The organism is Plantactinospora mayteni (assembly GCF_016862935.1).
GTDB lineage: Bacteria > Actinomycetota > Actinomycetes > Mycobacteriales > Micromonosporaceae > Plantactinospora > Plantactinospora mayteni.
On sequence record NZ_BONX01000004.1, the window covers coordinates 39,801 to 66,745 of the forward strand.

Annotated in this window: 25 protein-coding genes; 7 read left to right on the plus strand and 18 right to left on the minus strand. The window is 71.9% G+C overall.

The window, feature by feature from the left end:
- The first annotated feature begins 50 nt into the window (after window positions 1-50).
- The 3 genes from Pma05_RS03785 to Pma05_RS03795 all read left to right on the plus strand — a co-directional run bounded on the left by Pma05_RS03785 (window position 51) and on the right by Pma05_RS03795 (window position 1,539).
- Complete coding sequence (locus Pma05_RS03785; protein WP_203855863.1) at window positions 51-272, plus strand: hypothetical protein; 222 nt, start codon at window positions 51-53, stop codon at window positions 270-272.
- Window positions 273-449: 177 nt separating this feature from the next.
- Window positions 450-926: a permease-like cell division protein FtsX gene (locus tag Pma05_RS03790; RefSeq protein ID WP_203855864.1), complete on the plus strand. Its 477-nt coding sequence runs from the start codon at window positions 450-452 to the stop codon at window positions 924-926.
- Window positions 927-1,107: 181 nt separating this feature from the next.
- Window positions 1,108-1,539, plus strand: a complete 432-nt coding sequence (locus Pma05_RS03795) for a permease-like cell division protein FtsX (protein ID WP_203855865.1) — start codon at window positions 1,108-1,110, stop codon at window positions 1,537-1,539.
- Here the strand turns inward: Pma05_RS03795 and Pma05_RS03800 are convergent.
- The 3 genes from Pma05_RS03800 to aceA form a co-directional block, all read right to left on the minus strand.
- Window positions 1,523-1,969, minus strand: a complete 447-nt coding sequence (locus Pma05_RS03800) for a hypothetical protein (protein WP_203855866.1) — start codon at window positions 1,967-1,969, stop codon at window positions 1,523-1,525. The genes Pma05_RS03795 and Pma05_RS03800 overlap by 17 nt on opposite strands.
- An 86-nt stretch (window positions 1,970-2,055) precedes the next feature.
- Window positions 2,056-3,657, minus strand: a complete 1,602-nt coding sequence (gene aceB / locus Pma05_RS03805) for a malate synthase A (RefSeq protein WP_203855867.1) — start codon at window positions 3,655-3,657, stop codon at window positions 2,056-2,058.
- Window positions 3,657-4,940, minus strand: coding sequence for an isocitrate lyase (gene aceA, locus Pma05_RS03810; protein ID WP_203855868.1), 1,284 nt, complete (start codon window positions 4,938-4,940; stop codon window positions 3,657-3,659). The genes aceB and aceA overlap by 1 nt, the downstream gene beginning before the upstream one ends.
- Window positions 4,941-5,141: 201 nt before the next feature.
- Here aceA and Pma05_RS03815 point away from each other — a divergent pair, with 201 nt between their 5' ends.
- The 3 genes from Pma05_RS03815 to Pma05_RS03825 all read left to right on the plus strand — a co-directional run bounded on the left by Pma05_RS03815 (window position 5,142) and on the right by Pma05_RS03825 (window position 11,060).
- A complete protein-coding gene (locus Pma05_RS03815) occupies window positions 5,142-6,539 on the plus strand; it encodes a short-chain fatty acyl-CoA regulator family protein (RefSeq protein WP_203855869.1) in 1,398 nt (465 codons plus the stop codon).
- A 329-nt stretch (window positions 6,540-6,868) separates the two neighbouring features.
- On the plus strand, window positions 6,869-8,569 hold the full coding sequence (locus Pma05_RS03820) for a peroxidase family protein (RefSeq protein ID WP_203855870.1): 1,701 nt from the start codon (window positions 6,869-6,871) through the stop codon (window positions 8,567-8,569).
- Window positions 8,570-8,912: 343 nt separating this feature from the next.
- The gene (locus tag Pma05_RS03825) at window positions 8,913-11,060 is read left to right on the plus strand and encodes an MMPL family transporter (protein ID WP_203855871.1); all 2,148 of its coding nucleotides are present in this window, start codon (window positions 8,913-8,915) and stop codon (window positions 11,058-11,060) included.
- 121 nt (window positions 11,061-11,181) lie between these two features.
- On the opposite strand, the gene Pma05_RS03830 is transcribed toward Pma05_RS03825, so the two are convergent.
- From Pma05_RS03830 to Pma05_RS03840, 3 genes are all read right to left on the minus strand, one after another.
- Entirely contained in the window at window positions 11,182-12,765 is a 1,584-nt protein-coding gene (locus tag Pma05_RS03830; RefSeq protein ID WP_203855872.1) for a phospholipase D family protein, read from the minus strand.
- Window positions 12,766-13,062: 297 nt separating this feature from the next.
- Window positions 13,063-13,266: an NUDIX domain-containing protein gene (locus tag Pma05_RS03835; protein WP_203855873.1), complete on the minus strand. Its 204-nt coding sequence runs from the start codon at window positions 13,264-13,266 to the stop codon at window positions 13,063-13,065.
- 40 nt (window positions 13,267-13,306) lie between these two features.
- Complete coding sequence (locus Pma05_RS03840) at window positions 13,307-13,939, minus strand: TetR/AcrR family transcriptional regulator (RefSeq protein WP_203855874.1); 633 nt, start codon at window positions 13,937-13,939, stop codon at window positions 13,307-13,309.
- Window positions 13,940-14,010: 71 nt separating this feature from the next.
- Here Pma05_RS03840 and Pma05_RS03845 point away from each other — a divergent pair, with 71 nt between their 5' ends.
- Complete coding sequence (locus Pma05_RS03845) at window positions 14,011-15,216, plus strand: FAD-dependent monooxygenase (RefSeq protein WP_203855875.1); 1,206 nt, start codon at window positions 14,011-14,013, stop codon at window positions 15,214-15,216.
- Window positions 15,217-15,258: 42 nt separating this feature from the next.
- On the opposite strand, the gene Pma05_RS03850 is transcribed toward Pma05_RS03845, so the two are convergent.
- The 12 genes from Pma05_RS03850 to Pma05_RS03905 form a co-directional block, all read right to left on the minus strand.
- Entirely contained in the window at window positions 15,259-16,959 is a 1,701-nt protein-coding gene (locus Pma05_RS03850) for a CocE/NonD family hydrolase (protein ID WP_203855876.1), read from the minus strand.
- A gap of 311 nt (window positions 16,960-17,270) precedes the next feature.
- Window positions 17,271-18,011, minus strand: coding sequence for an anti-sigma factor (locus tag Pma05_RS03855; protein ID WP_203855877.1), 741 nt, complete (start codon window positions 18,009-18,011; stop codon window positions 17,271-17,273).
- Window positions 18,008-18,670, minus strand: a complete 663-nt coding sequence (sigK, locus tag Pma05_RS03860) for an ECF RNA polymerase sigma factor SigK (RefSeq protein ID WP_203855878.1) — start codon at window positions 18,668-18,670, stop codon at window positions 18,008-18,010. The genes Pma05_RS03855 and sigK overlap by 4 nt, the downstream gene beginning before the upstream one ends.
- 208 nt (window positions 18,671-18,878) lie before the next feature.
- The gene (locus tag Pma05_RS03865; RefSeq protein WP_203855879.1) at window positions 18,879-20,612 is read right to left on the minus strand and encodes a sulfite exporter TauE/SafE family protein; all 1,734 of its coding nucleotides are present in this window, start codon (window positions 20,610-20,612) and stop codon (window positions 18,879-18,881) included.
- Window positions 20,609-21,937, minus strand: a complete 1,329-nt coding sequence (locus Pma05_RS03870) for a tetratricopeptide repeat protein (RefSeq protein WP_203855880.1) — start codon at window positions 21,935-21,937, stop codon at window positions 20,609-20,611. Before Pma05_RS03870 ends, Pma05_RS03865 begins: the two co-directional genes overlap by 4 nt.
- 155 nt (window positions 21,938-22,092) lie before the next feature.
- On the minus strand, window positions 22,093-23,829 hold the full coding sequence (locus Pma05_RS03875; RefSeq protein ID WP_203855881.1) for a DUF4331 domain-containing protein: 1,737 nt from the start codon (window positions 23,827-23,829) through the stop codon (window positions 22,093-22,095).
- A 268-nt stretch (window positions 23,830-24,097) separates the two neighbouring features.
- On the minus strand, window positions 24,098-24,271 hold the full coding sequence (locus Pma05_RS03880) for a hypothetical protein (RefSeq protein ID WP_203855882.1): 174 nt from the start codon (window positions 24,269-24,271) through the stop codon (window positions 24,098-24,100).
- 30 nt (window positions 24,272-24,301) lie between these two features.
- The gene (locus tag Pma05_RS03885; RefSeq protein ID WP_203855883.1) at window positions 24,302-24,457 is read right to left on the minus strand and encodes a hypothetical protein; all 156 of its coding nucleotides are present in this window, start codon (window positions 24,455-24,457) and stop codon (window positions 24,302-24,304) included.
- 17 nt (window positions 24,458-24,474) lie between these two features.
- Complete coding sequence (locus tag Pma05_RS03890; protein WP_203855884.1) at window positions 24,475-24,873, minus strand: hypothetical protein; 399 nt, start codon at window positions 24,871-24,873, stop codon at window positions 24,475-24,477.
- Entirely contained in the window at window positions 24,870-25,124 is a 255-nt protein-coding gene (locus tag Pma05_RS03895; protein ID WP_203855885.1) for a hypothetical protein, read from the minus strand. Before Pma05_RS03895 ends, Pma05_RS03890 begins: the two co-directional genes overlap by 4 nt.
- On the minus strand, window positions 25,118-25,306 hold the full coding sequence (locus tag Pma05_RS03900) for a hypothetical protein (protein ID WP_203855886.1): 189 nt from the start codon (window positions 25,304-25,306) through the stop codon (window positions 25,118-25,120). The genes Pma05_RS03895 and Pma05_RS03900 overlap by 7 nt, the downstream gene beginning before the upstream one ends.
- 245 nt (window positions 25,307-25,551) lie before the next feature.
- Window positions 25,552-26,766: a helix-turn-helix domain-containing protein gene (locus Pma05_RS03905; protein WP_203855887.1), complete on the minus strand. Its 1,215-nt coding sequence runs from the start codon at window positions 26,764-26,766 to the stop codon at window positions 25,552-25,554.
- Window positions 26,767-26,945 lie beyond the last annotated feature (179 nt).

Consider the following 26,945-nt stretch of genomic DNA (forward strand, 5'->3'; position numbering starts at 1 on the left):
GCAGGCCGGATCCGGCGCCGTGCCGGACCGACTGTCCATTGGGAGTATTCGTGCCGGTTACCGCCAACCTCGCCAAGCTGGTCGACAAGGAATACCAGGACAAGAGCCTGGCCGAACTCGTCGACGCCCCGGTCGCCGCGCTCGCCGGAGTCAGCGAGCGGGCCGCGACGCACCTCAAGGAGGCGCTGGGCATCAAGACCATCGGCGACCTCGGCCGCAGCCAGTACTTCCGCACCGCCAGCGCGCTGGTCGCGCTCTCCGACGACAAGTAGTCGGGTGACACGCCGAGTCGCCGAGGCGTAGTCGGGGGTCGGGGCGCCGGCCTACCTGCCGGCACCCCGACACGGCGCTACCACGTATCGACCGGCTGGTGGACACTGGTAGCCATGTCCGACATGCCGCCCCAGCCGCCGACGGGTACGCCGTCTCCCGCCGGTTCGTCGTCTGCCGTGTCCAATCGGCCCACCCCGGGGCGGCGTTGGATCGTGGCGGCGGCCGTCGCGCTGGCGGCGATGCTCGTGGGTGCGCTCGCCACCGCCGCGACGCTGTTCGCCATGCGGGACGACCAGCCGCAGCCGCAGCACCGGTACGAGGTGAGAGTGCGGCTGGACGTTGCCGCCACCGCCGATCAGAAGGCGGTGGTGGAGTCGTCGCTGTCTACCCGGTACCCGACCGGTGCGGTCCGGACGGAGAGCCGTGACGAGGCGTACGAGAGGTTCAAGGAACTGTTCAAGGACCAGCCGGATCTGCTGTACAGCGTGCGCCCTGATTCGCTCCCCGAATCCCTGCTGGTCGTGACCGCCGGCCGGCTGTTCGACTGTGCGGGATTGGCTGCGGTAGAGGGGATGCCCGGGGTGGACGGGATCATCGTTCGTCAGCTCCCCGCCGTGGGACGTCCTGACGCCGTCCTCCTGAACTGCCCATAGCCGCTGCCGGCGGAACGTCGACGAGGGCCGGCTCGCCGGATACTGCGCAGTGCCGCGGGGGTGGTGGACACTGGTAGCCATGTCCGACTTGCCACCCCAGCCGCCGGCGGATACGCCGTCGCCCGCCGGTTCGTCGTCCACCGTCTCCGGCCGGCCCACCCCGGGGCGGCACTGGATCCTGGTGGCGGCCGTCGCGCTGGCGGCGATGCTCGTCGGTGCGATCGCCGCCGCCGGGTCGTTCCTGGTTCTCTCGTCGGTCCGGCAGCCGCAGGATCGCTACGTCGTGACGGTGTTCCTGAACACCGACGTCACCGCCGGGCAGAAGGAGGCGGTGGAGTCTGCGCTGTCTGCCCGCTACCGGACTGAGAAGGTTCGGCTGGACAGCGCAGAGGAGACGTCGGAGAGGTACCGGGAGCAGTTCGAGGGCACCCTGGACACGACCGACGGAACGCCCGAGGAGGTGTCCGAGTCGTTCCGGGTCGAGACCACCGGCGAGGTATTCGACTGTGCGGTACTGGCTCCGGTAGGGCGGATGGCCGGAGTAGACCTGATTACCGTTGTCCAGCCTCCTGCTGGAGATCGTCGCTACGGGCTTCTCATGGACTGCCCGTAACCGCGTCGGCCGGCGCGCGACTCCCCCTGGCCGGCGTACGACCGGAGCGTGACGTACTTGTCCGGCAGGCCGTCCCCGCCGACCAGCGACCGGAAGTTGCCGAAGAACAGCCGTCGATTTGCCACACCTGCTCGTGGTCGGCGAGCTGCCGGACCAGCCGTCGCTGCCGCTCGTCGAGGGCGTCGAGGGCGTCGAGGGCGGCGAACGGTACGTCGTCGCCGACCGGCCCGCCGGGAAAGGCGAGTTTCGCCGTCTCACCGACGATGTGCAGCGCCTCGACGCCGGGGACGGCCGGAATCCGGTGCAGCAGCGCGTCCAACGCCTCGACGGTCTGGCTGGCTGGCACCGAGCTGGGCGAGCGCCTGGCCGGCGTACCCGGCCAGGTCGCCGTCGAGGAACGGAACGCGGTCGTCGCTCCGGCTCTCGCCACCGGCCCAGCCCAGCAGCTCGGCGGCGACCGCCCGATCCGACCGTGGTCCCTGTGCCCGGGCCTGCCCGGTCGGACAGCGCATTCCCCTACCGGGCGGGCGCCGTCGGCGTCACCAGGTGCCGGGCGTACGCCTCGGTGGTGAAGAATGCCGGCAACTCCTCGCCGAGCGCGGTCCGCACGAAGATCTCCGCCGCCAGGGTCAGCCGGTCCCGGTCCTCCACCGACCGTTCCGCGTTCAGCGCCGTCACCTCCTCGACCAGGATCGACCGGACCAGTGCCTCGGTGACCCGGCCGCCCTCGGCCAGCGGCGTCGCGTGGTGCAGCCACTGCCACACCTGGCAGCGGGCGATCTCGGCGGTGGCGGCGTCCTCCATCAGGTCGAAGATGGCCGCCGCGCCGGTACCGCCCAGCCAGGCGTCGAAGTAGCGCAGCGCCACCGCCACGTTGCCGCGCAGCCCCGCCCCGCTGACCCGGCCCGGGGTACGGTCCACCGACAGCAGGTCGTCCGCGCCGACCGTCACCTCGGGGCGGCGCCGGTCGAGCTGGTGCGGCCGGTCGCCGAGGACGGCGTCGAAGGCGTCCCGGCAGACCGGGACCAGGCCGGGGTGGGCCACCCAGGAGCCGTCGAACCCGTCGGCCGCCTCGCGTTCCTTGTCCGCCCGGACCTTGCCGAGCGCGACCGTGTTGACCTCCGGGTCCCGGCTCGGAATGAAGGCGGCCATCCCGCCGATCGCGTGCGCCCCGCGCCGGTGACAGGTCCGGACCAGCAACTCGGTGTACGCCCGCATGAACGGCACCGTCATCGTCACGTCGCCCCGGTCCGGCAGTACGAAGTCGTCCCGCCAGCCGAAGTTCTTGACGATGCTGAAGATGTAGTCCCACCGTCCGGCGTTCAGCCCCGCGCAGTGCTCCCGGAGTTCGTACAGGATCTCGTCCATCTCGAACGCGGCGGTGACGGTCTCGATCAGCACGGTGGCCCGGATGGTCCCCTGCGGGATGCCGAGGTAGTTCTGCGCGAACCGGAAGACCTCGTTCCACAGCCGCGCCTCGCGGTGGCTCTCCAGCTTCGGCAGATAGAAGTACGGGCCGCTGCCGGCGTCGAGCTGCCGCCCGGCGCAGTGGAAGAAGTAGAGCCCGAAGTCGACCAGGGTGGCCGAGATGGCCCGCCCGTCGACCACGATGTGCTTCTCCACCAGGTGCCAGCCGCGCGGCCGGACCACGATGGTGGCGAGGTCGTCGCCGAGCGTGTAGCGCTTGCCGCCCGGTGCGGTGAAGTCGATCCGCCGGTCGATCGCGTCGACCAGGTTGAGCTGCCCGCCGACGATGTTGTCCCAGGTCGGCGCGAGCGCGTCCTCGAAGTCGGCCAACCACACCTTGGCGCCCGAGTTGAGCGCGTTGACCGTCATCTTCCGGTCGGTCGGGCCGGTGATCTCGACCCGCCGGTCGCGCAGGCCCGGTGCCGGCGGCGCCACCCGCCAGGTCGGGTCGGCCCGGATCGCCTCGGTCTCGGGCAGGAAGCCGGGGAGCTGGCCGTCGGCGAAGCGGGCGCGGCGGGCCCGCCGGGTGTCCAGCAGGTCCACCCGACGGGCCGCGAACTCGCTGTCGAGCGCGACCAGGAAGTCCAGCGCCTTGGGGCTGAGGATCTCGTCGTACCGCTCGCGGAGCGGCCCGGTCACTGCGATCCGCATCAGAACTGCTCCTCTTCGGTGGAACCGCGTAGTGCGGTGGTCTCGGCGGCCGGGTTGAGCACCGTACTGACCAGGTCGAAGTAGCCGGTACCGACCTCGCGCTGGTGCTTGACCGCCGTGTAGCCGTACGCCTCGGCGGCGAACTCCCGCTCCTGCAACGACACGTACGCCGGCATGCCCTCGGTGGCGTAGCCCCGGGCCAGGTCGAACATCGAGTAGTTCAGCGCGTGGAACCCGGCCAGCGTGATGAACTGGAAGCGGTAGCCCATGTGCCCGAGTTCGCGCTGGAACTTGGCGATGGTGGCGTCGTCGAGGTGCTTGCGCCAGTTGAACGACGGCGAGCAGTTGTACGCCAGCAACTGGTCCGGGTAGACGGCCTTGATCTCCTCGGCGAACCGGCGGGCCAACTCCAGGTCCGGGGTGCTGGTCTCCATCCAGAGCAGGTCGGCGTGGGGGGCGTAGGCGAGTCCCCGGGCGACGCAGGCGTCGAATCCGTTGCGGACCCGGTAGAAGCCCTCGGCGGTCCGCTCCCCGGTGACGAACGGCCGGTCCCGCTCGTCGACGTCGGTGGTGAGCAACGTCGCCGCCTGCGCGTCGGTACGCGCGACGATCACCGAGGGGACGCCGGCCACGTCGGCGGCGAGCCGGGCGGCGTTCAGGGTCCGGACGTGTTGCCCGGTCGGCACCAGTACCTTGCCGCCGAGGTGCCCGCACTTCTTCTCCGAGGCGAGCTGGTCCTCCCAGTGCACCCCGGCCGCCCCGGCCACGATCATCGCGGTCATCAGCTCGTACGCGTTCAGCGGCCCGCCGAACCCGGCCTCGGCGTCGGCGACGATCGGGGCGAGCCAGTCGATCCCGGCGTCGTCGCCTCCGGTGTTCCGGCCCTCGGCGGTCTCGATCTGGCCGGCGCGCAGCAGTGCGTTGTTGATCCGGCGCACCACCGCCGGCACCGAGTTGGCCGGATAGAGGCTCTGGTCCGGATAGGTCTGCCCGGAGAGGTTGGCGTCGGCGGCGACCTGCCAGCCGGAGAGGTAGATCGACTTGAGCCCGGCCCGGACCATCTGCACGGCCTGGTTGCCGGTGAGCGCCCCGAGCGCCGGGACGAAGTCCTCGCGGTGCAGCAGGTCCCACAGCCGCCGGGCGCCCCGGTCGGCGAGGGTGTGCTGTTCCCGTACCACGCCGCGCAGCCGGACGACCTCGTCCGCGCCGTAGACCCGCTCGACGCCCCGCCAACGCGGGTCGGTGGCCCATTCGGTACGCAACCGCTCTGCCGGCGTGCTCATGGAAGTCTCCTCCGAGTTCGGTGGACGGTCGACAACTCACCGTCCATCAGGACTTGTCGAAACTGTGGCATGGTCTTGTTCGACGGGTCGAGACACGGAAACGGCCAACTATTGAAAAGTCCCGACCGCATTTTGCGAAGTTGCGAATGCGCCACTTTACATATGTGTTAATGTGACTGGATCCTGGCGGAGGGAGGCGCCGTGGCCAAGACGTTCGCGGGTGCGCGGCTGCGCCGGCTGCGCGAGGAGCACGGCGTCAACCAGATCGAGCTGGCCCGGCAGCTCGCCATCTCGCCCAGCTATCTCAACCAGATCGAGCACGACTCCCGCCCGCTGACCGTCCCGGTGCTGATCCGGATCACCGAGGTCTTCGGCGTCGACACCGCATACTTCGCGCCGCACGACACGCCCCGGCTGGTCGCCGAGCTGCGCGAGGCGCTGCCGACCCGGGCCAGCCTGCCCGACCTCACCGAGCTGGCCGGCAAGCTGCCCGAGGTGGCCGAGGCGGTGATCGACCTCTACCGGCGCTACCGACAGGTCGACGACCAGCTCGCCGAGGTGGTCGGCGACCGGGGGCTGGTGCCCGGCCGCAGCCCGCACGACGAGGTCAGCGACTTCTTCTACCGGCGCCAGAACTACGTCCCGGAGCTGGACGAGGCGGCCGAGGCACTGGCCGGGCAGATCGGGATCCGCCGGGGCGAGACCCGGGCCGCGCTGACCGACCGGCTGGCCGGCCGGCACGGCATCCGGATAGTCCGGCAGGACCCGGACTCGCTCGCCGGCGACCTGCACCGCTACCGGCCGGAGACCCGCACCCTGCACCTGTCGACGTCGCTGCGCTCGGGCCAGCGGGCGATCCGGATGGGCGCCCAGATCGCGCTGCTCGAATTCGCCGACGTCATCGACGAAATCATCGAGGACGAGAGCGTCGCCGACCTGCAAACCCAGATCCTCATGCGGGTCGGATTGGCCAACTATTTCGCCGCCGCGCTGATTCTGCCGTACCGGGAATTCCTCACCGCCGCCGAGGCGATGCGCTACGACATCGAACTGCTGACCGACCACTTCGCGATGGGTTGGGAGAGCGTCTGCCACCGGCTGAGCACCCTGCAACGCCCGAGGGCGCGCGGGGTGCCGTTCTCGTTCGTCCGGGTGGACCGGGCCGGCAACATGTCCAAGCGCCAGTCTGCGACCGGCTTCCCGTTCTCCCGCTCCGGCGGCACCTGTCCACTCTGGAACGTCTACGAGGCGTTCGGTGCTCCCGGCCGGGTGATGACCCAGGTGGCGGCGATGCCGGACGGCCAGCGCTACCTCTGGATCGCCCGCACGGTCACGCGGCACCACGGCGGGTACGGCCAGCCCGGCAAGACGTTCGCGATCGGGCTGGGCTGTGAGACCCGGCACGCCGGCCGGCTCGTCTACTCCGCCGGGATGGACCTGCACGCGACCGAGGCGGCCACCCCGATCGGGCCGGGCTGCAAGACCTGCGCGCGGATGACCTGCCCGCAGCGGGCCGCCCAGCCGATCGGTCGGCAACTCGACCTCGACGAGAATCGCAGCACCTTCATCCCGTACCCGCTGCGGGAGCGGGACAGCTAGTCCACAGGGGACGCTCAGCCGGCGTCGAGAAACTGCTTACCGTGACGGATCAGTAGCCGCAGCGTGAAGGCGCGACCCCGCTTCGGTCGCATGGCAGACACTAGGTGGACGCCTCCGGTGGCGCTGCGGACTCTTGGCCCTAAGTCGACTGAGACCGGCATGGTGCACCGGGCCGGGTCGGCTGGTCCGCGCCGATCGCGGACGTTCACGGGGGTCCAGACCGAGCGGACGCACGTTCCGTCGTCGTGCGTACGTGCCTGTCGTGCACATCCCTCCCCCGTCAGCCGAACCGGATCCGGTTGCCGGTCACCACGAGGGAGGAACGACGAATGAAACGGCACATGCGGGAGGACTACCTCGTCGAGGGTGAGGGCCTGCTCTCCTTCGACGACAGGCAAGAACCGACCACCCGCCGCCCGTCGACAACCGCCGAGCTGCGCAAGTTCCGGTTCTCCCGGCTCGGCCCGGAGGGGCGGGCACTCTCCGAGCCGACCCGCGTCGCCGTCGCCGAGGCGATGGTCGCCGGTACGAACGCCGACTCGGCGGACCCGGCCGTTCCCGCCGGGTACACCTATCTTGGTCAGTTCGTGGACCACGACCTGACCCTGGACAACACCGCCGCCGCGCTGGGCGAGGACGTCTCCGTCGACGAGCTGCTCCAGGGCCGCTCCCCGGCGCTGGACCTGGACTCGCTCTACGGCCGGGGGCCCGGGGACACGCACGACCGGGTCTTCTACTCCGCCGACGGCGTACACCTGAAGACCGGCACCACCGCGGCGGTCGCCGGCGACGACCCCGCGGTCAACCAGGACCGGGACGGCTTCGACCTGCCCCGGTCCGGGCTGGGTTCGAGCAAGCGGGAGCGGCGGGCGGCGCTGATCCCGGACGCCCGCAACGACGAGAACCTGGCGGTCGCCCAGACCCACCTGGCGTTCATCCGGTTCCACAACCTGGTGGTCGACCAGTTGGCCGAGGGCGGGCTCTCCGGAGCGGCGCTGTTCCGGGCGGCCCGCTCGGTGGTGGTGAAGCACTACCAGTGGCTGCTGGTGCACGACTTCCTGCCCCGGATCGTCTCGCCCGAGGTCGTGGACGAGGTGTTCAGCCGGGGCCGCAGGTTCTTCGAGGTCTCCGCCGGCTACGGCGCCGGGCGGCGGGACCGGGCCGTGCAGCCGGGCGACCGGCCGACCATGCCGATCGAGTTCTCCGTCGCGGCCTACCGGCTCGGACACAGCATGATCCGTGCGGTGTACGACTGGAACCGCGTCTTCAACACCCGTTCCGACGTGCCGGGTGTGCTGGCGCCCGGCACCCTGGAACTGCTCTTCCAGTTCTCCGGTACCAGCGGCATCCTCTCGCCGGACGGCACCATCGCCGATCCCGAGTCGGGTTCGTTCGAGCGGCTGCCCACCAACTGGATCGCCGACTTCCGCCGCCTGTACGACTTCACCGAAGCCGGCCGGGACGACCTGGTGGCGGTCGTCAGGCGGGACGAGACCGATCCGGGGCAGCGGCAGCTCAACCTGACCCAGCGGATCGACACCCGGCTGGTGGATCCGCTGCGCAACCTGCCGCTCGGATCGTTCGGCGGCCAGGACGCGCCGCCGGCGATCGAGCTGAACCTGGCCTTCCGCAACCTCACCCGGGCCGTGATGGTACGGCTGGCCAGCGGTCAGCAACTGGCCCAGCTCTTCGACCTGGTGCCGCTCAAGGCCGACGAGATCCTGGGCGGCCTGGACGGGGCCGTACTGGACGGGCTCTCCGACGAGCAGAAGACCGAACTGACCACCAACACGCCGCTGTGGTTCTACATCCTGCGGGAGGCGGAGTTCAACGGCGGCCGGCTCGACGGTGTCGGCGCGCGGATCGTCGCCGAGGTGTTCCACCGGGCCATCGAGGGGAGCCGGATCTCGATCCTGCGTGACCCGACCTGGCGGCCGACGCTCGGCCCGGACGACGAGACGTTCCGGATGGTCGACCTGCTGCTGTACGCCTTCGAGGGCAACACCGAACTGCTCAACCCGGTCGGCTGAGCACCCGACCACGAGCATCACGGACGGGGTGGCCCGGCCAGCGCGCCGAGCCGCCCCGTCCGGCGTACTACCGGCGGCCCGTCCCGTCCGGCGTAGCCGGCAGCCAGTCTCGTGCGGCGCTGCCGGCAGCCGGTCCCGTGCGGCGCTGCCGGCAGCCGGTCTCGTGCGGTGCTGCCGGCAGCCAGTCCGGCCCGCACTGTCAGGGCCGGGACCGCGCGTGGGCGGATTACTGCGCGTCGGCGGATTGCGAGCGACCGAGTGGACTATTCATGACTTGTCTGGATAGCGCAGCGTTTAGGTTTGCTCACGGAGGGATGGTCGCCGATCGCGGGAGGTGCGGCTGGTGTTCGCCGCTGTGGGACGGTTCGTGGTCCGGCACCCGATCTGGGTGATCGTGGCCTGGGTGATCGCCGGGGCGGCGGTGATCGGCTTCGCTCCGACCCTGACCGCCACCACCGACGAGGCGTCGTTCCTGCCCTCGCACTACGAGTCGATCCGGGCCGCCGAGGTGCAGCGTAAGGCGTTTCCGCAGGCCACGACGCCGGCAGCGATCATCGTCTTCGAGCGCCAGGACGACGCGCCGCTGACCGACGCCGATACCGCGAAGGTGGCGACGATCGGACAGGCGCTCGGCGGGCAGCGGATCCGCAACGTCGTCGCGGTGGTGCCGACGCCGCCGTCCCCCAACCGGCTGATCCAGATCGTCGCGGTGCAGCTCAATCCGCAGCGCAGCGCGGGTGACCGGTCGCAGGCGGACGCGGTGCAGGCGCTCCGGGACGCGCTGCCGGCCCAGCTCGCCGGCTCCGGTCTGAAGGGCGGCATCACCGGTACGGCCGCGCAGGCCCTCGATGCCCAGAAGTCCGGCGACCGGGCGAACGCGATCATCGGGGTGGCGACGATCGGGCTGATCCTGGTGCTGTTGTTGATCATCTTCCGCAGCCCGATCATCGCGCTGCTCCCGGTGGTGGTGATCGGAGCGGTGTCCCAGGTCGCCACCGGTCTGATCGCCTGGGCCAACGACGCGTTCGACCTCAAGACCGACAGCTCGGTGAGCGCGATGCTGATCGTCGTACTGTTCGGGGTCGGCACCGACTACATCCTGTTCCTGATGTTCCGCTACCGGGAGCGCCTCCGGATGGGCGAGGACTCCAAGACCGCGATGATCAACGGGGTGGCCCGGGCCGGCGAGGCGATCGCCTCGGCCGCCGGTGCCGTGATCATCGCGTTCCTGGCGTTGATCCTGTCGACGCTCGGCCTGTTCCGGTCCCTCGGTCCCGCCCTGGCCATCGCGGTCGCCACCACGCTGGTCGCCGGGCTGACCCTGATCCCGGCGGTGGTCTCGCTGCTCGGTACCAGGGTCTTCTGGCCGTCGAAGGCGTGGCGGCACGAGCCGACCGGTGCCCGGTTCGCCGCGATCGGCCGCTCGCTGGGCCGCCACCCGGCGCTGTACGCGGCGGTCTCCGGCGGCGTGCTGGTCGTACTCGCCGTCTTCGCGCTCGGCTTCCACCCGAACTTCGACCTGAGCAGCGGGTCCACCGCCACCGAGTCGGAGTCGAACGTCTGGGGCAGGGAACTACTCAAGGGACTGCCGGCCGGCGCGACCGAGCCGTCGAACGTCTTCCTCCGCTCCGACACCGGTGCCCCGCTGCCGGTCGACCAGCTCGGCGGCTACCGGGAGCGACTGGCCCGGGTGCCCGGAGTCGGGCAGGTCGCCGAGCCAGCCCTGTCACCGGACCGGACCGTGGCGAACTACGTGGTCACCCTGGCCGACACCCCGCAGTCCGCCGCCGCGCTGCGTACCGTGGACGGGCCGCTGCGGGACACCGCGCACGGGGCGGCACCGGACGGCACGACCGCGCTGGTCGGCGGCATCACCGCGGTCTTCGTCGACATCCAGGCCGCGGTCGACCGGGACTACGCGGTGGTCTTCCCGGTCGCCGCCGTACTCATCATGGTGATCCTGGGTCTGCTGCTGCGCAGCATCGTGGCGCCCTGGTATCTGATGCTCTCGGTCGGCCTCGGCTTCGCCGCCACCCTCGGCGCGACCGTGCTGATCTTCCAGATCGGGCTCGGCGAGCCGGGGCTGATCTTCATGCTGCCGGTGATCATGTATCTCTTCGTGGTCGCGCTCGGCACCGACTACAACATCCTGATGATCGCCCGACTCCGCGAGGAGGCCCGGGAGGGGCGCAACCCGCGCGACGCCGCCAGCATGGCGATCCGGCACGCCGGCCCGACCGTCGCCGCCGCCGGACTGATCCTCGCCGGTACCTTCGCCTCGCTGATGCTGGCCGGCAACAGCACCCTGACCCAGATGGGTTTCGCCATCTCCTGCGGCATCGCCATCGTCGCGTTCGTGATGTCGCTCTTCCTGACGCCGGCCCTCACCGCGCTGCTCGGGCACGCCGCCTGGTGGCCGGGGCACGAGGACACCGCCCTCGCCCCCACCCCCGTCGGGCGACACCGACGGGACGACGGGCCCGCCCTGTGACACCGCACGGGCCGGCGATGAAGCCGTCCAGGGACATGCTCGCCGAGTACAGGAACGTTGCCATGGGTTACCTCCGGCTGCTGGGATGTCACCCTCTCCCGCCGAGGTCGGACGGCAGCGTCTACCAGGTGCCGGCGCGGCGGTCCCGCCAGGCTCGCCCGTCCGGATCGTAGACCAGCCGGTACGCCGGAACCGCCCAGAGCCGCTGGTGCCACCGCAGCCGGGTCGTCTCGTGCGGTACCAGCCGTCCCGGCGGCCGGGTACCCTGCCGACCGCCCGCGTGCCAGTCCCGCAGTGCGGTGGCGGCAGCCTCGACGGCGTCGATCGCCGAATCCGGGTCGAGGAGATCCCCGTCGTCGCCGGACGCGCGATCCAGGTGCTCGCGGAGCAGGGCCAGCCGCAGGTCCCGGGGGAAGCGCCGGGCACCGTCACCGAGGCCGGCCGGGTCCCGGGGCTCCCGCTCGTCGCGGGTGTCGTCGAGAATGGCGCAGGCGAGTTCGCTGTCGTGGGTCCAGGAGCGCCGGTTGAAGTTGTCGCTGCCGACGCTGCACCAGACGTCGTCCAGCACACAGACCTTGGCGTGCACGTAGACGGGGGTGCCGGCGTGGTTCTCCACGTCGTACACGTGCACCCGGTCGGCGGCGGCCTCCCGGCAGAGCGCGATGGCCTGCTCCCGACCGATCTGGTTGGGTGGCAGCGCGAACCGGCCGTCCACGTCCGGATGCCGGGGCACGACGGCGACCAGGTGCAGGTCGGGGTTGTCGCGCAACGCGTCGGCGAAGAGCTTCGCCACCTCCCGCGACCAGAGATACTGGTCCTCCAGGTAGACCAGCCGACGGGCCCGCCTGATCGCCTTGGTGTAGCCACGGGCGACGCTCTGCTCGCCGAGCTTGGCGAACTCGTAGGCCGGGCGCATCGCCGGATAGGTCCGGAGCACCTGGATCCGGTGCGGTCCGCAGGGCGGCGGGTCGGGCGGCTGCGGCGGTAGCCGATCGGCGTGCAGGTCGGCGCCGTCGAGCTTGTCGCGTACGGTGCTGACCGGTCCGTGCTGGTCCAGCGGCGCCGGGTCGGTCCAGCGCTCCCGAAAGGTCAGGTCGAGCGCGCCGACGACCGGGCCGCGCAGCGCGAGCTGCACGTCGTGCCAGGGCGGATTCTCGCCGTACGCCCTGGCCATCCGCACCGCCTGCGGGTCGCCGCGATGGTCGGCGTCGTCGCGCCGGCTGTGGCACAGGTCGATGCCGCCGGCGAACGCGACGTCCCGCTCCGGCTCGGCCGGATGCCGGAGTACGACCAGCTTCTGGTGGTGCGAGCCGCCGCGCCGGACCCGATGGTCGAGCAGTACCTCGCCACCGGCCGCCTCGACCTCCTCGCCGAGGTGCCGGTTCTCCTCCTCGCTGTAGGTGAACCGGTCGAGGTGGGAGCGCCAGATCAGACCCTTGACGACCACCCCACGCCGGGCGGCGGCGGAGAGCAGCTCGGCGACGGTGGGGCCGTCGTCGCGCAGCCGCTCGTCCGGGTCGCCCCGCCAGTCGACGAAGAAGGCGTGATCGCCTTCGTGCAGGGCCTCGACCTCGGTGGCGAGCCGGTCGAAGTAGGTGGCGCCGTCGATCAGCGGCTCGGCCACGTTGCCCTCGGTCCAGACCGGGAGGGCGGAGTCGGCGTTGCCCCGCTCCGCCTCGCTGAGAAACCAGTCCTGAACAGGCACGCAGCACCTCCGCTAGGCGATCACCTCACGGTAGGACGGGCGTCGCCCACCCGCATCCCGTACGCGGCACTCGGCCAGCCCGGGGACTCGCCCCAGCCTCGGTCTTTCGGCACGAAGTGGTCATGTTCGGAGACCGTAAAACGGATACGGCACGTACTCCACGAGCATCCTCCGGTTACACCAGGCAACCTCGACAAGTTCCTCCTCGTCCGCGACGTGGGCCGTCCCCTTCAGCACCCGGCATGCGACGTACACCATCGCGCGTCCGGTCGCAGGATGGATACGCTCGCCGAGGCGCTACACCGAGTGCACCGTGAGGCCGGTCTCTTCGCCCGCCTCCCGGACTGCGGCCTCCTCGGCGGGCTCCTCCGGTTCCACTTCCCCGGCCGGAAACTGCCACGAGAGCTGACCTTCGTTCACACGTCGTCTCACCAGCAGCACACGGCCGTTGTCCACGATGACGGCAGCAGCGATCGGCGCTCGGTCATCCCGCTGGTTCACGACGGTTCCCGCAGCGCCTGCAACACCGGCCCGCGCACCGCTACGGGCCGGACCGGTACGCCCGAAGGAACACCCGGACTCCCTCGACGAGGATCGGGCGGACCCGGGGGTCCTCCGCCGCGTTCGCCGAGCGGAGCCGGTTCAGCGCGACGCCGAAAGTCAGCGCGATGAACTGGTCGGCCCCGAGTCGGGGGTCGGTGACGTCGAGCAGGCCGGCCTCGGTGAGCGCGGCGAAGCGTTCGGCGAGGGCCTCCTCCGGCGCGTTGTCGATCTCATAGCGGTCGAGCTTCGCCAGGTGGCCGGAGTCGGTCTGGGCCAGTCGCTGGAGCGTGGCGTACTCCGGTGAGCCGAGCATGTCGGTGGAGACCCGCATCGAGAACGCGACCAGGGCGTCCTCCAGCCCGGCGGCATCGACCTCGGCGAGCGTCTCGTCGAGGGTACGCCGGATGGTGGCGACCATCGACTGCCCGACGGTATCCACCACGGCGTTGAGCAGGGTCACCTTGTCGCCGAAGTAGTCGTAGACGGTCCGCTTGGAGACCCCGGCCCGGGCGGCGACCGCGTCGACGCTGGTCCGATCGAAGCCGTCGGAGAAGAAGAGTTCCCGTGCCGCCGTGACGATGGCGGCCCGCTTCGGCGTCGCCCCCTCACGCAGCGTCTTCGCGCTCGCCATGCGGTGATCGTACCGGAACTACACTGCACGGTGTAGTGTAGGTGTGGAGACACCACGAGAGGCGGTCACCGATGAAGGTCCTGATCTCCGGCGCGAGCATCGCCGGACCCACCCTCGCCTACTGGCTGCACCGCTACGGCTTCGACGTCACAGTGGTCGAGAAGGCACCGGCGGTACGCGACGGCGGCTATCCGATCGACGTCCGGGGCACCGCGCTCGGCGTCCTGGACCGGATGGGCGTACTGCCCCAGGTCCGGGCCGCGCACATCAACACCCAGCGGCTCACGTTCGTCGGCCCGGACGGCCGGACGGTCGGTACGCTGCGCCCCGAGGCGCTCACCGGCGGCATCGAGGGCCGTGACCTCGAACTACCGCGCGGCCAGCTGACCTCGGTCCTCGACGCCGCCGTACGTGACGACGTGGAATTCGTCTTCGACGACTCGATCGCGGCCCTGCGTACCCACGACGAGGGCGTCGAGGTGACGTTCCGGAGCGGCCGACAGCGCGACTTCGGTCTGGTCTTCGGCGCCGACGGGCTGCACTCCAACACCCGACGCCTCAGCTTCGGCCCGGAGGAGCAGTTCGTGCGCTACCTCGGCTACTGCTTCGCCGGCTTCACCCTGCCGAACGACCTCGGGCTGGCCCACGAGGCCGTCACCTACAGCGCACCCGGCCGGATGGCCACCGTGTACGCACCCGGCTGCACCGACACGCTGCACGGCTTCCTGATGACCGCCCGGCCGCAGCCACCGCTCGCCGAACTCGGCGACGTCGACGCGCAGCGCGACCTGATGGCGCGGGTCTTCACCGGGGACCGGTGGCAGGTGCCGCGCCTGCTCGACGCCATGCGTACCGCCGACGACGTGTTCTTCGACGTCGTCAGCCAGATCCGTCTGCCACGGTGGTCGCACGGGCGGGTCGCGCTGGTCGGCGACGCCGCGTACGCGCCGAGCTTCTTCTCCGGGCAGGGCAGCAGCATCGCGCTGGTCGGGGCGTACGTGCTGGCCGGCGAACTCGCCGGTCGCGCCGACCACACCGAGGCGTTCGTCGGGTACGAACGGATCTGCCGGCCGTTCGTCAAGGTCAACCAGGCGCTCGCCGACGACGGTGGGCGTACCCTCGCCCCGACCACCGCCTCCGGGCTGTGGCTGCGCAACCGGATGCTCCGGATCGCACCCCTGATCGCCCGGGCCGGGCTGCTGGGTCGGTCCGCCCGACGCGCCATCACCGCGCTGGAGCTGCCGTCATACTCCAGCGCGGTCGTCCGGTCGCGATGACCGCGAACCCCTACCCCGGGCCGGCCACCTCCGCCACACCCGTCAGTTCGTCAGGGGCAGGGTGAGACGGCTTGGTGAGAGCTGCACGGTGACCCCGGCAGCCAACGTGTCGGTGGTCAGGTATTCATTGTGGTTGGCGACCAGCACCACCCCGATCCGGCTGCCGACCGGGAAGACGTAGTCCTTCGGCTCCAGCCGGATCGTCACCGTGTAGGCGGTGCCCGGAGTCAGCGGCGTACCGGTGGTCAGCGAACTGCGGTTCTTGGTGTCGATGGCGCCCCGGCTCACCACCCGGGTCGGCACCCCGTCGGTGTAGTGCACCAGGACGGCGCTCAACGGCGTACTCGTCGAGGTGGCGCTGAACCGGACCTCGACCGTGCCGGCCCCGGCCAACCGCCGGGCGGTGGTCAGCGTCGGGGCGAGGTAGACCAGCCGGTTCGGCTTGGCGGTCTCCGGCTGGGTGGTCATCGGGTATTCGAGCTGACCCCGGTTGTCGGTGAACGACTGGTTGACCGCCGGGCCGGGCGAGGTGAGCAGGGTACCGGCGGCGCCACTACCCGGCCCGCCGAGGTAGAAGTCGGTCGAGGTGACCGTCCCGGGCCAGCTCGGGTAGGTGTTCGTCGTGCCGCCCGGCCGCTTGATGGTGGCCTGCGGCTCGTCCATGATCCCGTTGGCGATGCCGTAGAGCCAGTGGTCCATCCAGCGGCCGACGGTGTCCCGCCCCACCAGGTCGCTGCCGAACGGGTCGGTGTGCGCGCCGTCGTGCAGCCACAGCTTGCGCGGCACGCCCTGGGCGGCGATGGCGTCCCAGTACCGGCCGAAGTGGGTGGTCTTGGTGTTGTTGTCCTGCTGACCGTGCACCAGGAAGACCGAGGCATCCACCGAGGCCGCCCCGTCCCGGTAGTCGCGCTGCTGCCAGAACGCGTTCAGGTCGGCGGTCGCGTCGTCGGCCGCGTCGCCGAGCGCCGTGTAGCGAGCGTCGCACTCGGCGTCGTGCGCGGGCGAGGAGACGTACCGGGCCAGGGATTCGGGGTACCGGCTGCCGAAGCCGCCGTACGCGATGCCCTGGGCGCGGGCGTAGTCGTACCAGGCGGAGATGCTGGCGATCGGGACGATGGTCTCCAGCCCGTCGATGCCGGTCTCGGCGACCGCGATCGGCAGGGTGCCGGCGTACGAGACACCGATCATGCCGACCGCGCCGGTGCTCCAGTCGGCGACTGCGGGCGTACCGTCGGAGTAGGTGGCCGTGGCGCGGCCGTTGAGCCAGTCGATCGCGGCGCTCGCACTGCGGACGTCCTCCGGGCCGCCGATGGTGGCACAGCCGTCCGACCCGGCGGTGCCCTGCATGTCGACCTCGACGACGGCATAGCCGCGCGGCACGAAATAGTCGTCGTACCAGGCGGTGAAGTGTGCCGGGACGATCAGGTTGCCGCGTGGCGCGGTGCTGTCCCCGAAGTACGGGCTGGCGTGCATCACCGTCGCCACCTGGAGGCCGGAGCCGGTCTCCTCGGGGCGGATCACCTGCACGGCAATCCGGTCGGTGGCGCCGTCGCCGTCACTGTCCATTCCGGAGTTGACGTAGACGGTCTCCTGGATCGCCGCTTCCCGGGCGAAGACGGGCTGGGTGGTGCCGTTCTCGATCACCAGGCCGGGCGGCGCGGCGGTGGCCGGTGCCGTGCCGAGCAGCACGCCTCCGGCGGTCATCACCCCGGCCACCAGGGCGGCGGCGAACGATCTGGACATGGCAGTGCCAACGCGATGGCGCATGGTCCCTCCCCCGTACCGGACACGTGGCGCCACCATATCGACCTAGACCTATCTGGCGGAAGTCGATGTGATGTTCGTGATGCGAGCGAGCCGGCCCGGCTTTCGGGCGCAGCCCCCGGCGCCTCGGGTCATCGCGATCGTCGGCGTCCTCGTCGCCGACGCCGCAGGTCCCGAACCGAGATCGTCGGCGTCCTCGTCGCCGATGCCGCAAGTCCCAAACCGAGATCGTCGGCATCCTCGTCGCCGACGTCGCAAGTCCTGAACGGACGGTCCAGGTCGGAGAGTGGTCAGGTCAACGGGACGGAGGCCAGGACGTCGGTGGTGGGCTGGGCGGAGCCGGAGGCCGGTTCGACGGTCACCGCGACCGCGCTCATCCCGGAGAGTCCGGCCAGCACGGCGGAGTCGTCACCCGCCCCGGCGGTCAGCACCCCGGCCGGTCGCGGCGTCGTCCCCGCCATCAGCCACAACTGGTAGGCCCGGTCGGGCGGGACCGGCGGTGCGCCGGCCAGCAGCGCCACCCCGGCGTCCCGGGCCGGGGAGGTGAGGACGGTCAGCCGCCCCCCGAAGGACAGCCCGCCCCGCCGGACCACCAGGTCGGGTTCGTCGAGGATCTCCTGCATCCGGTCCAGCTCGGCTCGGGCGGCGACCGTGGCCGCCCGCTCGTCGCGTACCCGCTGTTGCTGCACCAGATAGCTGGTCACCCCGGCGGCCACCGTCAGTACGGCGGCGGCGACGGCCGCGGCGGTGACCGTACGCCACCGGGAGACCGTACTCCGACCGTCCCGCCCCGGCCGGGGCGCCGGACGTTCCTGACGGGTCCGGGACACCTGGGCCAGCACCTCGGCCCTCAGCCGTGGCGGCGGTACCGACCAGGCACCGTCGGCCAGCCGGGCGGCGGTCTCCAGCAGCTCGCCGACCTCGGTCGCACAGGACGGACAGTCGGCCAGGTGCCGGTCGAAGGCGGCCCGTTCGAGATCGTCGACGGCGTCCAGCACGTACGCCCCGACCAGGGTGTGGATGTCGCTCACCTCGTCACCTCCACCCCGAGTACGCCGAGACAGTCCCGCAACCGGATCAGTCCGTCCCGCATCCGGGTCTTCACCGTCGGCAGCGCCGCACCGAGCAACTCCGCGACCTCCCGATAGGTGTGCCCGGCGTAGTAGGCGAGGGTGATCGCCTCGCGTTGCAGCTCGGTCAGGTCACCGAGGCAGCGACGTACCTGCTGCTGCTCCAGCCGGCGGGCGGCCTGGTCCGGTACCTCGTCGTGCGGCGTCTCGGCCGGGCTCGTGGCGACCCTGACCTGACGCTCGGCACTGGCCTGCTCGGCCCGGACCCGGTCCACCGCCCGGCGGTGCGCGATGGTGCAGATCCAGCTCGTCGCGGAGCCGCGTGCCGGGTCGAACCGGGTCGCCGTCCGCCACACCTCGACCAGCACCTCCTGGGCGACCTCCTCGGCCTGTGCCGGATCCCGCAGCACCCGGCGGACCAGCCCGTAGACCCGGGCGGCCACCAGGTCGTAGAGCCGGCCGAACGCCGCCTCGTCGCCGAGGGCCACCGCCCGCAGCAGCCCGTCCGCCTCCGCCCGCCCCGCGTCCGCCTCCGCCCGTCCCGCGTTCGGCTCCGGCCGGGGCGAGGGTACCGGGGTGAGATGGTCCGGCCGGCGCCGCGCGCCGCTGGGATCCGTCATGGCACCAGCCTTCCTTCGGTGGTCCTCCCGGACCACGAGTGGTATTCGACACGACAACCCGGCGGATTGGTAGCCACGGATCTGCCGGAGTCCGGCCCCGTCGTCGCGCGGCGGCCGTCGGCGGTGGGTTCGTCGTCGGTCGACGGTGGGTTCATCGGTGGCCGGCGGTGGGTTCGTCGTCGGTCGACGGTGAGGTCGTCGGTGGCCGCTACACGGCGACGGTGCCCAGGGCACGGCCGGCGAGGACCAGCCCGACGACGAGCACCAGCCCGGCCGTGCCGAGCGGTGCGGCCGAGCCGAGCACGGCCAGCCGGCGCCACCGCCGGGTCACCCGGTCACGCCGCCGCCGCTGGTCCCACCGCTCGCGCAACCGGACCACCAGCAGGCCCGCGGCGGTCAGCGTGGCGGCCATGCCGACGCCGTAGCCGACCACGAGCAACACCCCGAATCCGGTACGCCCGAGGCCGATCGCGCCGAGCAGGATCACCAGGGCGGACGGGCTGGGTACCAGTCCCCCGGAGACGCCGAGCCCCAGGATGCCCAGCCGACTGGGTCCGTGGTGATGATGGTGGTGGTGCTGCCCCGCCCCGTGGCCGTGCTCGTGCCCGTGCTCCTGCCCGTGCGCGTGTTCGTGCCCGTGGCCGTGGTCATGGTCGTACCCGTGATCGCCGGCCTGGTCGTGCCCCTGATCGCGCGTGGCGCCGTGCCCCTGACCGCGCGGTCCGTCGTGCCCGTGATCGTGCGGGGCGCCATGGCCGGGAGGATGCGGGTGATCGTGGGCGTGACCAGGTGAGTGGGCGTGGTTGTGGTGGTGGCCGATTCCCGGGCGGGCGCGGCGGCGGAGATCGAGCAGCATGCTCGCGCCGACCACCGCGATCAGGCCACCGCTGACCACGCCGAGCCAGCCGAGCACGGTCTCGCCGACCAGTCCGGCCACCGTGGTCAGCAGCAGGCCGAGCACCAGTACCCCGCCGGTGTGCGTCAGCGTCACCGTCGCGCCGACCGCCACGGCGTCCCTCGGCCGCCCGGCCCGACCGGCGAGGTACGCGGCCATCACCGTCTTGCCGTGCCCGGGCAGTGCGGCGTGTGCCGCGCCGAGCACCAGGGCCAGCAGCACGGCCAGCACCCCGACCAGCGGCGTCAACTGCCGGCTGCCGACCAGGTCACGCAACCGCCGCTCGGCACCCGCCGTCCAGCCCGCGACAGCCGACGACGCCTCGCCGGAGGACGCCTCGCCGGAGCTGGACGCCTCGCCCGAACTGGACGCCGATCCGTCGTCGGCCGCCGAGGCACCCGCCACCGTGCCACCGTCGTCAGTCCCCGGCACCACCTTCAGCCGCGCGGAGCGTACATCCAGTGGGGAGCTGAGCAGGTCCTCCGGGTACGCCCGCAGCCCGTCGCTCACACTCGCCACCGGCAGCGGAGAGTCGACGATCCGCACCCCGGAGCCGACGGCGGTCAACTCGCGCCAGCCCACCCGGTCGACCCGGTACCGGTTGACGATCTCGACCGTCGTCGCCGAATCGAGTACGGCCTCGGCGGTCAGCCTGCACCGTAGCCGGCTGGTGGACAGGCCGGCGGCGCCGGAGGCGTACTCGAAGGCGGTGTCGCCGACCATCCAGCCCAGCCGGCGGCCGGCGACGGTGACCTCGAAGTCCCGGGCGAACCCGGCGCAGCCGACAGTGGCGTGGGCGGCGCGTTCCGGCCCGCTCGCGCTGTCGTCACCGTCCGAGTCGACCGTGCCGGACTCCTGCAACGTCGGCAGTTCGGCGAGGTCGACCTCGGCGGCCACCTCCACCCGGTCCGGGCGGAGTTCCACCGCCGCGAGTTGGTTGACCGAGAAGTTGCCCAGCGGGTGGGCGCTGGCCGGGCTCGCCGGAGCGGCCAGTGCGGCGGCCAGCCCGAGCGAGAGTCCGACGACCAGCAGCGCGATCCGTCTCATGCTGACCCCAGTCCGTCGAGGGCGCGGGCGGCGGCCGGCGCGTCCAGTGCCGAGAAGTGCGGGTTGACGTCGAGCGCCCGCCGCAGGTCGCGCCGGGCGGCATCCCGGTCGCCGAGGGCGAGTTCGATCATTCCGAGGTGGTAGGCGTACCGGGCGTTGCGGGCACCGAGCGCCTCGGCGCGGCGGGCATAGCCGAGCGCCTCGGCGTGCCGCCCGTTGGCGTGCAGCGCCCAGCCGAGCAGGTCGGCGACCTCGGCGAACTGCCGCCGCTGCCACTCCCGGCGGGCCAGGGTCAGCGCCTCGGCCGGGCGGGACCGGGCCAGCGCGAGCGCGACCCCGGTCAGGTCGTCGGCGCCGCCGTTGGCGGTGAAGAGCTGATGCGCGGCGTACGCCAGGTCTCGCTGCGCGGCGGCCTCGGCGGGCCGGCCGGCGGCGTCGAGCAGGTCGGCGTACTCGAGGAAGTAGCCGGGGGTCGGTGACCGGGCGGTGAGGTCGGCGTAGCCGGCGAGGGCCTGGTCGAGCCGGCCCTGGGCTGCGGCCACCTTCGCCCGGCCCTGGAGCAGCGGCAGGTAGCCGGGGTCGGCGGCGGCGCCGGCCGCGTACTCCCGCTCCGCGCCGGCCAGGTCGCCGGAGTTCCAGGCCAGCTCGCCGAGCTGGTAGCGGCAGAACGCGACGTCGGCGGGATCGAGGGCGGTGTCGAGGGCCTGCCGCAGCAGGGCGGTTGCCTCGGCGGTCCGGCCGCGCTGCTCCCGGTCGTAGGCGGCCCGGGTCAGCGCGGTCAGCCCGGGGCGCAGGTCGAGCAGGCGTTGCACCGCCTCGGTCGCCGCGTCGGCCCGGCCGAGTTGGGTCTCGGCGTCGGCGAGCACCGCGTACGCCTCCGCGCTGTAGGGGTTGATCCGCGACGCCTGCCGGGCGAGCCCGGCGGCACCGGCGAAGTCGTGTCGGGCGTTCGCCAGGGCGCCGAGCCCGGCCAGCGCCGAGTCGTTGCCGTCCGGGCGTACCGCCAGGGACCGGCGCAGTGCCCCCTCGGCCTTGCCGTAATACGTCGGGTCCGCCGTGATCCGGGACTTCTCCAGGTACGCCAGGCCGAGCGCCGCCCAGCTCCGGTGGTCGCCGGGTACCCGGCGGAGCTGCTCCTGTGCCCGCTCGATCGTCGCGGCGAGCCGGTCGACCCGTGGTACGACCTCGCCGGTGACCGCAACCGGCGTCGGCGCCGGCGCCGACGCACGGAGCCCCAGCACCCCGCCGACGCCGAGCAGTAGCACCGTGGCCAGTCCCAGCACCACCACCAGGGAACGGGCCCGGACTATCGGTAGCCGCCTCATGTCGTCTCTCCTCTTCCTCTCCCCCGGTTCCCCCGGTTCCTTCGGGCTCCGGTCTCTCCGGGCTCCGGTCTCTCCGGTCTCTCCGGGCTCGGGGCTTCCCGGGCTCGGGGGCATGGCCGGCGCGCGGCCCGCCAGGCCCCCCGGGGCCAGGGCTGCTACCGCGGTTGGGTGGGTTCGGAGTCGACCGGCGCGGGACGGCGGCGCCAGCGCAGCCAGCCGACCAGCAGCAGCGTGCCGAGCGCGGCGGCCACCCCGGCCAGTCCCCAGGCGACGGTGGTCGCGACCATCGTTCCCGGGGTGTCGCCGCCGTCCCGGCTGGCCAGCCCGGCGAGGCTGCCCGGGGTGACCGACGGGTCGGCGGACTGCGGCGATGCGGCAGCCTGGTCGCCGCCGTCCGGAGCCGTCCCGGCACCGGCCCCGGCCCCGGTACCGCCGCCCTTGTTGACCGCGCCGACGTTCGGCAGGGCCAGGTACGGGAAGGAGTCGCCGAACCGGTTGTCGTTCGCGTCCACCTTGTCTCCGGCGGCGAGCGCGTTGACCAGCTTGCCGCTCTGCGCCGCCCCCTCGACGGCCTGGATCGCGATGTCGACGGCATCGTCGGTCAGCCGCCGCCCGTTCGGGAAGCCCTGGAGGTCACCGCCGAGTACGCCCAGCCGGTTCGGTGTCGCGGCGACCGGCGTCGACAGGTTCAATCGGAGCATCTCGGAGGGCCGGAACCGGGCCGGCGAGACGTCCTGGTTGTTGAGCTGCGAGTTGAGGTCGACCTTGATCGGGCCGTCCGGTGTCTTCGTGGTGATCCCGGTCAGGAAGATCTCCACGAGGTCCTGCCGGGGCGTCGCCGGAGCCGGTACGCCGTAGATCGCCTCGATCAGCTTCGGCAGTTCGGGGTTGGTCACCCGGGCCACCACCTCGGGGATGCCCGCGTCCTTCTCCGGCGGCAGCGAGTTGAACGCGTCCTTCAGCTTCGCCGGCACCACCACCTCGTTGACCAGCGGGTTGCCCAGCCGGGAGACCTGCACTCGATCGCCGCTGCGGGGCACCTCGCCGACCTTGCCGGAGATCCGTACCCGGGACCGGTCGGTGGTGGCCCAGACGCCGATCACCGGGTTGCGCTTCGCGTCCCCGCGCAGCGCCACGTCCGAGAACGGCACCTGGAGGGCGATGCTGTTGACGTTGTAGCCGGCCAGGGTGTCCTGGCCGGTCTCGCTGAGGTCCCCGCCGTAGAGCAGGTCGAAGACCCGCAGGTCCAGGAAGAACGGGTCGTCGGCCTGGCCGGCGAAGACCTTCCAGCCGCCGGGCAGCGTGGTGGTGGCGTCCCGGCGCAGCTTGGCGTAGTCCGGCATGGAGGCGTTGCCGACCCGGGACGGCGCGACCATCCCGCCGCTGACCCGGGTCTTGAACGGCTCGCCGTCGAACGAAGACTCCAGCTTGTAGGTCTGCCGGAACAGCAGGTTCTCGTCGTCCAGTGAGGTGACCGGGCCGTTGTTGTAGAGGAACGTCGAGCCGCCCCGCCGGTCGACGTTCTGGAACGTCCACCGGAACGTCGCGTCCGGCTTGGCGTCGCCGTCGTTGTCGACCTTGATGTTGTACGCCGCGTCCGTCGCGAACGGGTAGAAGTTTGGCCCCCCGGTCGGCTCCTCGAACGGTATCCAGTTGGCGATGAACGTGAGATAGCCGGGGCGCTCGGGGCTGACGAAGGCGTACAGGTCGGTGTTGTCGATCGCCGGGTCCATGGCGACCAGGGGTGCCTCCCGGTGGCTGGACGCTCCGGCGGTGTTCGGCCCGAGGCCGGCCACTGCCCCGGCGAGTACGACGCAGGTCGCGGCGGCCAGCGCCGTGCTCACCCGTCGCGCGGGCCTCGGCCGTACGACCGGCCCAGGTGTGGTGCTCATCTTCCCTCCAAGGGTGCGGACGGTGGTGTCGTCTGCCGGCCATTCGGAGGGAAACCCGTCTTTGACGGGCCGTTGTGAGATTGCCGTCAGCCACCCATCCGCACCGGCCGGTGGCTCCGAATGGGCTCCTCGACCCACCGGCCCCACCCCGGCGCACACGCGATCGGGCTACAGGTCGACGGGGTCGGCTTCCGGGGGACCGAGTTCGTCCTGCTGCCCCCGAGGCAGCCGGCCAGGGCTGACCCGGTCAACTCCCGGCGGTCTCCGGTCAGTTCCCGGCGAGACCCGGCTCGACCACCGAGGCGTCGCACCGGTAGATCCAGGCCACCGCCTCGAACGACCAGCCGGTCCCGCCGCTGGCCATCCGGGCGTCCCGGTCCCGCTGCTCCGGCCCGCCGGGTAGGCGGAACCGGATCTTGTGGTCGGCCGACGGCGCCTGCATCCGGGCGGTCCGGGGAAGCCGGGGCCGCTCCTAGCGGGACAGTGCCGCCGTGCTCACCGTTACCCGCACCGTGGGCAGGTAACGTCGGCTGGGTCCGGTCGTCGTCCCCTCCGTCGGCGACAGCTTGCGGGGCGACTCGCCGCACATCGTCTTACTGGTGCCGTCCTTGATCCGATGTACAACCACCTGGCTCTTCCTCACAGTCAGTCCATGCCGGTGATCCGGCGCAGCTCTTCGTCCGTCGGGGTCGCCGATCGCATCAGGATCGCCACCGACGGCGGCACCCATCCCGGGTCGTGGACCTCCAGCCACGTCCCGGCGAGCTGGACCCGGCCGCAGTCCGGCAACCCGCACGGCCGGCAACCGTCCACCGTGCGGGGCCAATGCGCCAGCATCACCTGCCGGGCCACGACGGTCACGAACTGGCGCCGCTTCGGGTCCGGGCCCGCCAGTCGGTCCGTGACCACCACCCACAGCGCCCACTCGGCGGTCGGGCACCAGGTGCCCCGGCAGCCGGCGCAGTGGCCTGACTCGGCGTGGTTGGTGATCGTCGCCCAGGCCCAGTCGGCGGCCAGGCCGGGCGCGCTCTCCTGGCCGTTCACCGGACCCGCTCCAGCGCCGCCCGGACATCCCCGGCCGTCACCGCCGCCGGCAGCGCCCCGCCGAGCAGCACCCGTACGGCGTGCTCCCGGCGGTGGACCTCGATGGCCCAGGACCAGAGCGGGCAGCCGTCCGGCCCGCACCGGACACACTCCCGCAGCGCGTGGGCGCCGAGGACGAGGCGAGCGACACCGGACTCGACAGGCACCGGCCATTCCACGGTCAGCCAGCGTCGCACCATCCCGATCACCATCCCGTCACCCCGGTCCGGGCGGCGAGATCGGCGGCGAGATCGGCACGCGCCTGACGGCGGCGGATGACCCGAAGCATCCGCATACAACCACCCCTGGGCGCGCACTCCGCACACCGCTGGCCGGCGAGATGCTGGGCCACGATCTGCTCGTCGGTCTGCTGCTGGGCCACGATGCTGTCCACGCCCGTCCCTCCCGGTCCGTGGCGCCCCGGAGCCCTACGTCACGGCGCGCCACTCTCCACCTGATCCGGCGCCGGCCCGGGACGCCCGGGGGGACGGGGCCCCGGACCGGCCGGGACGCAGCCCTGTTTGCCCGGACGGCTACAGGTCGTGTCGATGCGTCCCGTAACGGACCGTACGGGTTCGGGTACGCGGCACTGCCACGCTGCGGGGGACTATCCCGCTGCGTGGCAGTCGTCGGGGCTGATCAGCCGATGCCCAGGCGCTCGGCGAGGGGACGCACGACCGGCCGGGTCGTCGGAGTCTCGCGCACCAGTAGTTCCCGCAGCACGGCCCGCATCATCACGTTCAGCCGCGACTCTTCGGGGATCTCCTGGTCAGCGCGTAGCAGCATGTGACCGGCCGCCAGGTCTTCCCGCCGAATCGCGTACGCCCGGGCAAGATGCAGAAAGTGCGTGTGGCGCCGCTCCAAACTGGGCGTCTGCTCGATGTCGACGCGCTCCGCGATCCGAAGGGCCTCCGTGGCGCGGGACACCTCCAACGCCACCGCCGACCTGTGTACCCCGACGTTCGTCGGTCCGAAGAACAGGTGATGGGTGGTCGTCTCGCCGGTCACGCCCGCCGTCCGCTCGGCGACGTCCAGCGAGTCCGCCGCCGCACCGTCGCGACGCAGCCGCGCGTCCTGGACCGCCAGCATCAGATGCAGGGCACCGAGCAGCGCATGCCGACCGGCCTCGGCCACCCCGGGAACGTCCTTCAGGTCGGCGATCGCGTCCCGACACAGCGCGGCGGACTCCTCGGTGTGGCCCGTCGCGCTCAGCACGTTCGCCATGTGCCAGGCCGCGCTGGCCCGGTACAGCGGATCGTCGGCGTCGTGCGCCGCGGCCAACGCCCGGTCGGCACCGAGGATCGAGATGTCGAAGGCGCCGAGCCGCTTGCCGTAGGCGCGCACGAGCAGGTACACCTCGGCCGCCAGCCGCAGCGCGTCGCGACGGTGCTCGCCGTCGACCGTGGCCAGCGTCGCCCGGGTGGTATGGATCAGTTCGGCGAGCAGCGGCCCGGTCCGGGTGTATCGCTCCCCGGATCCGTACCAGGTGTCCCAGCCCCACGCGATCGACCGGCTCAGCGCGCCGAGGTCCGGCTCCGCCCCGTCGAGAGACGGCGCGTAGGCGAGCAGGGCGGCCCGGATCGGTGCGACGCTCTCGTGTTCGCCCGGCTCGTCCGGTAGCTGCCCGACGGGCAGGCCGGTCAGCCGGTACAGGTCGCGGACCTTGAGGATCCGGGCGATGTCGATCCAGTCGCCGATGCTGTTGACGGAGCGTTCGCCCGACTCCCACTTTCGCCAGGCGCTGACGGTGCAGCCCTTGAGCTGGGCGGCTACTTCCTGGGTGATCCCGGCGCGCTTCCGGTACAGCTTGATCCGCTGGCCCGGGGTCGTGCCGGGCTCGATGACAGGCTCCATGGTGGCCACCTCCCGCACGAGGTCATCAACTCCGACCGTACGTGCTGTCGGTCACCGCTGCTACGCCGGCGCGCACTGGGGTCGGCCGGTACGCCGGCCCGGTCCGGCTGCCCAGCTCGACGAGGCAGGTGCTACGTCTCGGCGACCGCCGACAGGATGGTGCGGACCTGCGGAGCCCG